Origin of the sequence: Paracnuella aquatica, from assembly GCF_003332885.2 — a bacterium.
Lineage (GTDB): Bacteria > Bacteroidota > Bacteroidia > Chitinophagales > Chitinophagaceae > Flavisolibacter > Flavisolibacter aquaticus.
Genome location: NZ_QOWJ01000029.1, coordinates 1 through 5,836 on the forward strand (window position 1 = coordinate 1; position 5,836 = coordinate 5,836).

2 tRNA genes and 3 rRNA genes are annotated in these 5,836 nt (G+C 48.3%); all 5 read right to left on the reverse strand.

The features are described 5' to 3' along the window. Window positions 1–6: 6 nt before the first annotated feature. Window positions 7–122: ribosomal RNA gene (gene rrf, locus DRJ53_RS20780) — 5S ribosomal RNA — on the reverse strand. Between the two features lie 61 nt (window positions 123–183). After that, window positions 184–3,079, reverse strand: a 23S ribosomal RNA gene (locus DRJ53_RS20785). A 328-nt stretch (window positions 3,080–3,407) separates the two neighbouring features. After that, window positions 3,408–3,481: transfer RNA gene (locus tag DRJ53_RS20790), tRNA-Ala, on the reverse strand. A gap of 63 nt (window positions 3,482–3,544) precedes the next feature. Further along, a tRNA-Ile gene (locus DRJ53_RS20795) sits at window positions 3,545–3,622 on the reverse strand. A gap of 181 nt (window positions 3,623–3,803) precedes the next feature. Continuing rightward, a 16S ribosomal RNA gene (locus tag DRJ53_RS20800) occupies window positions 3,804–5,338 on the reverse strand. The 16S, 23S and 5S rRNA genes sit together here with 2 tRNA genes alongside, the layout of an rRNA operon. Window positions 5,339–5,836 lie beyond the last annotated feature (498 nt).

The following is a 5,836-nucleotide window of genomic DNA, read 5'->3' on the forward strand; positions in this document are numbered from 1 at the left end:
TAATAAGATTGGCGGTTACCTACTCTCCCGGAGCATTGCTACTCCAGTACCATTGGCCATGAGGGGCTTAACTTCTCTGTTCGGTATGGGAAGAGGTGGACACCCTCGGAAAAACCACCATCAATATGGTTTGACATACTGGAAAGCAAGTTTGTAGTAAAGGATAATGTTAGTTAGATAATAAAATTAAAGCGTACGGGCAATTAGTACTACTCGGCTGAACGTATTACTACGATTACACCTGTAGCCTATCAACGCAGTAGTCTGCTGCGGCCCTTAAAAGAAAACTCATCTTGTGGAAGGTTTCACGCTTAGATGCTTTCAGCGTTTATCCTGTCCGTACATAGCTACTCGGCACTGCACCTGGCGGCACAACCGATACACCAGCGGTACGTACGACCCGGTCCTCTCGTACTAAGGTCATGTCCACTCAATTTTCTTGCGCCCACCACAGATAGGGACCGAACTGTCTTGCGACGTTCTGAACCCAGTTCACGTGCCACTTTAATCGGCGAACAGCCGAACCCTTGGGACCTTCTCCAGCCCCAGGATGTGACGAACCGACATCGAGGTGCCAAACCTTTCCGTCGATATGAGCTCTTGGGAAAGATCAGCCTGTTATCCCCGGAGTACCTTTTATCCTTTGAGCGATGGCCTTTCCATATAGAAACCACCGGATCACTTCAGCCGACTTTCGTCCCTGCTCGACTTGTAGGTCTCACAGTCAAGCTCCCTTATACTGATGCGCTCTGCGTACGATTACCAACCGTACTGAGGGAACCTTTGCAAGCCTCCGTTACACTTTAGGAGGCGACCACCCCAGTCAAACTACCCACCATGCACTGTTTCCCTCGAAAGGGATTAGACTCTAAACAAAGAGAGGTTGGTATTTCAACGACCGCTCCACAACCCCTGGCGAGGCTGCTTCATAGCGTCCCAACTATCCTACACACCCGTTGTTCAAAATCAATGCAAAGTTGTAGTGAAGGTTCACGGGGTCTTTCCGTCCCGTGGCGGGTAACCGGCATCTTCACCGATACTACAATTTCACCGGGCTCGTGGAGGAGACAGTGTTCAACTCATTAGACCATTCGTGCAGGTCGGAACTTACCCGACAAGGAATTTCGCTACCTTAGGACCGTTATAGTTACGGCCGCCGTTTACTGGGGCTTCAGTCAGGAGCTTTGACCTTGCGGTCGAACACCCTTCCTTAACCTTCCAGCACCGGGCAGGTATCAGGCCCTATACGTCATCTTTCGATTTTGCAGAGCCCTGTGTTTTTGTTAAACAGTTGGTTGAACCATTTTACTGTGACCATATCGCTATGGTACGCCTTATCCCGAAGTTACAGCGTCAATTTGCCTAGTTCCTTCTCCACGGCTCACCCGAGCGCCTGAGAATATTCATCCCGTCTACCTGTGTCGGTTTGCGGTACGGGCCGCTGTAGCCTAACCTTAGAGGTTTTTCTCGGCAGCTTTTAACTTCACTCACCGCAGCCGAAGCTTTGGTGTACTTTCCCGCTTTGCCAAGTCTTGCGGATTTGCCTGCAAAACCTATAGCTACACGGTTAACCGCACTATTCCGTAAGTGCGGGGAAGGTTCAATACTGCGTCACCCCATCGAAACTACAGTGGGTGCTGGAATATTAACCAGCTTTCCATCAGCTACCCCTTTCGGGTTCACCTAAGGACCCGACTAACCCTGATCCGATTAACGTTGATCAGGAACCCTTAGACTTTCGGCGTTAAGGTTTTTCACCTTAATTATCGTTACTTATGCCTACATTTTCGTTTGAAACCACTCCAGCAATGGTCACCCATCACCTTCAACGCAGGTTTCAATGCTCCCCTACCGATATACACTCAAAGTGCAATCATAGAGCTTCGGTTCATGGTTTGATGCCCGATTATTTTCCGCGCGGCGTCTCTCGACCAGTGAGCTGTTACGCACTCTTTAAATGAATGGCTGCTTCCAAGCCAACATCCTGGCTGTTATAGAAACGCCACCTCGTTTGTCCAACTTAACCATGTATTGGGGACCTTAGCTGCTATTCTGGGTTATTTCCCTCTCGGCCACGGACCTTAGCGCCCGCAGCCTCACTGCTGCATAGCATTTATGAGCATTCGGAGTTTGTCAGGGTTTGGTAGGCGGTGAAGCCCCCTAGCCCAATCAGTAGCTCTACCTCTCATAAACTCTAATTAATGCAACGCTGTTCCTAAAAACATTTCGGGGAGAACGAGCTATCTCTCAGTTTGATTGGCCTTTCACCCCTATCCACAGGTCATCCCATAGCTTTTCAACGCTAATGGGTTCGGACCTCCACTGGGTGTTACCCCACCTTCATCCTGCCCATGGATAGATCACAAAGTTTCGCGTCTGCCCCCACTGACTTAATTGAACGCCCTGTTCGGACTCGCTTTCGCTACGGCTCCGTTAAATAAGAACTTAACCTCGCCAGTGAGGAGCAACTCGTAGGCTCATTATGCAAAAGGCACGCCGTCACTACGTAAACGTAGCTCCGACCGCTTGTAGGCGCACGGTTTCAGGTACTATTTCACTCCCTTATTCAGGGTGCTTTTCACCTTTCCCTTACGGTACTGGTTCACTATCGGTCTCTGAGGAGTATTTAGCCTTACCAGATGGTGCTGGCAGATTCAGGCAGGATTTCTCCGGTCCCGCCCTACTCAGGATACTGCTCGTCCCACTCAATGTACGCTTACGCGGCTTTCACGCCCTATGGCCCAACTTTCCAGATGGTTCAGCTTGATGAGTGTTTCTAAATGCAGTCCTACAACCCCCATGGAGCACGCCCCACAGGTTTGGGCTCTTCCCCGTTCGCTCGCCACTACTTAGGGAATCATTTTGTTTATTTTCTTTTCCTCCGCCTACTTAGATGTTTCAGTTCAGCGGGTTGGCTTCTCTTTCGAGATAATACGCCTTCAGCGTACTGGGTTGTCCCATTCGGAGATCCAGGGATATATCACTCGTGTGCAGTTCCCCCTGGCTTATCGCAGCTTACCACGTCCTTCATCGCCTCTCAGAGCCTAGGCATCCACCATGCGCCCTTATGTGCTTTAAATCTTTTTAGATTTATCTAATTCAATTTGTGAAAATTGTATTTACCCAACCACTTTGATTGACTTCAGACCACCAAAATTATTTAGTGATGCAAAAAAACTATCATTGTGATCTTGGCTAACTATAGCATTATTTCTACTACAATTGCTTTCCAATATGTCAAAGAACTTAAACTGCAGAAGCTGCAAGCATTGAGCTGTAAGCTTCCCGCGTTTTATCTGTAAGTATTAAGGTTGCGAACCTCCAGGCCTAAAAGCCATACCCCACATCTAACTAAGTTTGAAAGAACTACTTTACTGACTCTACCGACTTTACGGACTTTTAAAAAGTGGAGGATAACGGATTCGAACCGTTGACCCCCTGCGTGCAAGGCAGGTGCTCTAGCCAGCTGAGCTAATCCCCCATAAAAGGAATCTAGCTTTAAGCTTGCAGCTAGTAGCTAGCGGCTTGCAGCTTTCTTCTCTTTTGGTAGACCCGAGCAGATTTGAACTGCTGACCCCTACATTATCAGTGTAGTGCTCTAACCAGGCTGAGCTACGGATCTGAATGTTTCATTCTGTAGTAAGCCCCTCTACATTGTCTGTCGGGTTACTTAAGAGTTTAAGTAAAAGAACTGGTTTGAAAAACAAGTTTTGAAAGATTTTGGAAACAACAGCACATTAAGCAATCAAGTGTTTTAGTTTGCTATTACCTAAATAATAGTAACCAAAAGCTAAGCGCTCTAAAAAGGAGGTATTCCAGCCGCACCTTCCGATACGGCTACCTTGTTACGACTTAGCCCCAGTTACCGGTCTTACCCTAGGCGGCTCCTTGCGGTTACCGACTTCAGGTCCCCCCGGCTTCCATGGCTTGACGGGCGGTGTGTGCAAGGTCCGGGAACGTATTCACCGTATCATTGCTGATATACGATTACTAGCGATTCCAGCTTCACGCAGTCGAGTTGCAGACTGCGATCTGAACTGAGAGGCGTTTTTTGGGATTGGCTCCTTATCGCTAAGTGGCAGCCCTTTGTACGCCCCATTGTAGCACGTGTGTAGCCCTGGGCATAAAGGCCATGATGACTTGACATCATCCCCTCCTTCCTCGCGTCTTACGACGGCAGTTTCAGTAGAGTTCCCAGCGTTACCTGATGGCAACTACTGATGGGGGTTGCGCTCGTTGCGGGACTTAACCCAACACCTCACGGCACGAGCTGACGACAGCCATGCAGCACCTTACTGAGTGTATATTGCTATAAAACGAGCTTTCACCCGCGGTCACTCAGCATTCTAGCCCAGGTAAGGTTCCTCGCGTATCATCGAATTAAACCACATGCTCCACCGCTTGTGCGGACCCCCGCCAATTCCTTTGAGTTTCAACCTTGCGGTCGTACTTCCCAGGTGGGATACTTAATGCTTTCGCTCAGACGCATGCTGTCATATCGCACACGTCGAGTATCCATAGTTTAGGGCGTGGACTACCAGGGTATCTAATCCTGTTTGATCCCCACGCTTTCGTGCCTCAGCGTCAATGACTCTGTAGTGAGCTGCCTTCGCAATCGGTGTTCTATGTCATATCTAAGCATTTCACCGCTACATGACATATTCCGCTCACCTCCCGAGTATTCAAGACCTGTAGTATCAACGGCAGTTCCGAAGTTAAGCTTCGGGATTTCACCACTGACTTACAAACCCGCCTACGCACCCTTTAAACCCAGTGAATCCGGATAACGCTTGCACCCTCCGTATTACCGCGGCTGCTGGCACGGAGTTAGCCGGTGCTTATTCCTGGGGTACCGTCAGGCCGGATAAAAATCCGGGGTTTCGTCCCCCATAAAAGAAGTTTACAACCCAGAGGGCCTTCATCCTCCACGCGGCATGGCTGGTTCAGACTTGCGTCCATTGACCAATATTCCTTACTGCTGCCTCCCGTAGGAGTCGGGCCCGTGTCTCAGTGCCCGTGTGACTGGTCGTGCTCTCACACCAGTTACCCATCGCAGGCTTGGTGAGCCGTTACCTCAACCAACTACCTAATGGGACGCACGCCCATCCTTAAGCGCCGGAGCTATAACTATAAAGTGATGCCACTTCACAGTGTTACGAGGTATTAATCCGGGTTTCCCCGGGCTATCCCCCACTTAAGGGTAAGTTGCGTACGTGTTCCGCACCCGTTTGCCGGTCGCCATCAGTGCGTATTGCTACACACCATGCTGCCCCACGACTTGCATGTATTAAGCCTGCCGCTAGCGTTCATCCTGAGCCAGGATCAAACTCTCCATTGTAAATGAAGTGTCCAATTCCTGACTAATTAATAATCTCAAGGATTAATTAACGAGTCAAAAAATCGAATAATTAATGTTATTCGCTTTATTTGATTACCTAATGTTATTTGACACATACCATGGTAAGTATGTGCCTATGCTGTTGCTTCCAAACTTTCAAAGATCTTAAAAGACACTACCCTGTCGGCAGCACCCCTTTTTCGTAAGCGCCAGAGGATGCGATCCCCTCAGGTCATAACCAATCACCTAAATCAGTTACACCAAACACCCTAAAAAACAATAAAGAACTACTTTTTAAACAAACCCCCCTTTCGCAATTGGGAGTGCAAAGATAAGAGAACCAAACACAACAACCAAAAGTTTTTTCAGAAATTTTAGTGTTTCTTATTTCTTAAAAACACCGCAACTACCTAAAAACCAACCACTTAAAGAACCACATTCCCCGTTTTCGGGAGTGCAAAGATAAAGATAATTACACCAATCAACCAAAAGTTTTTT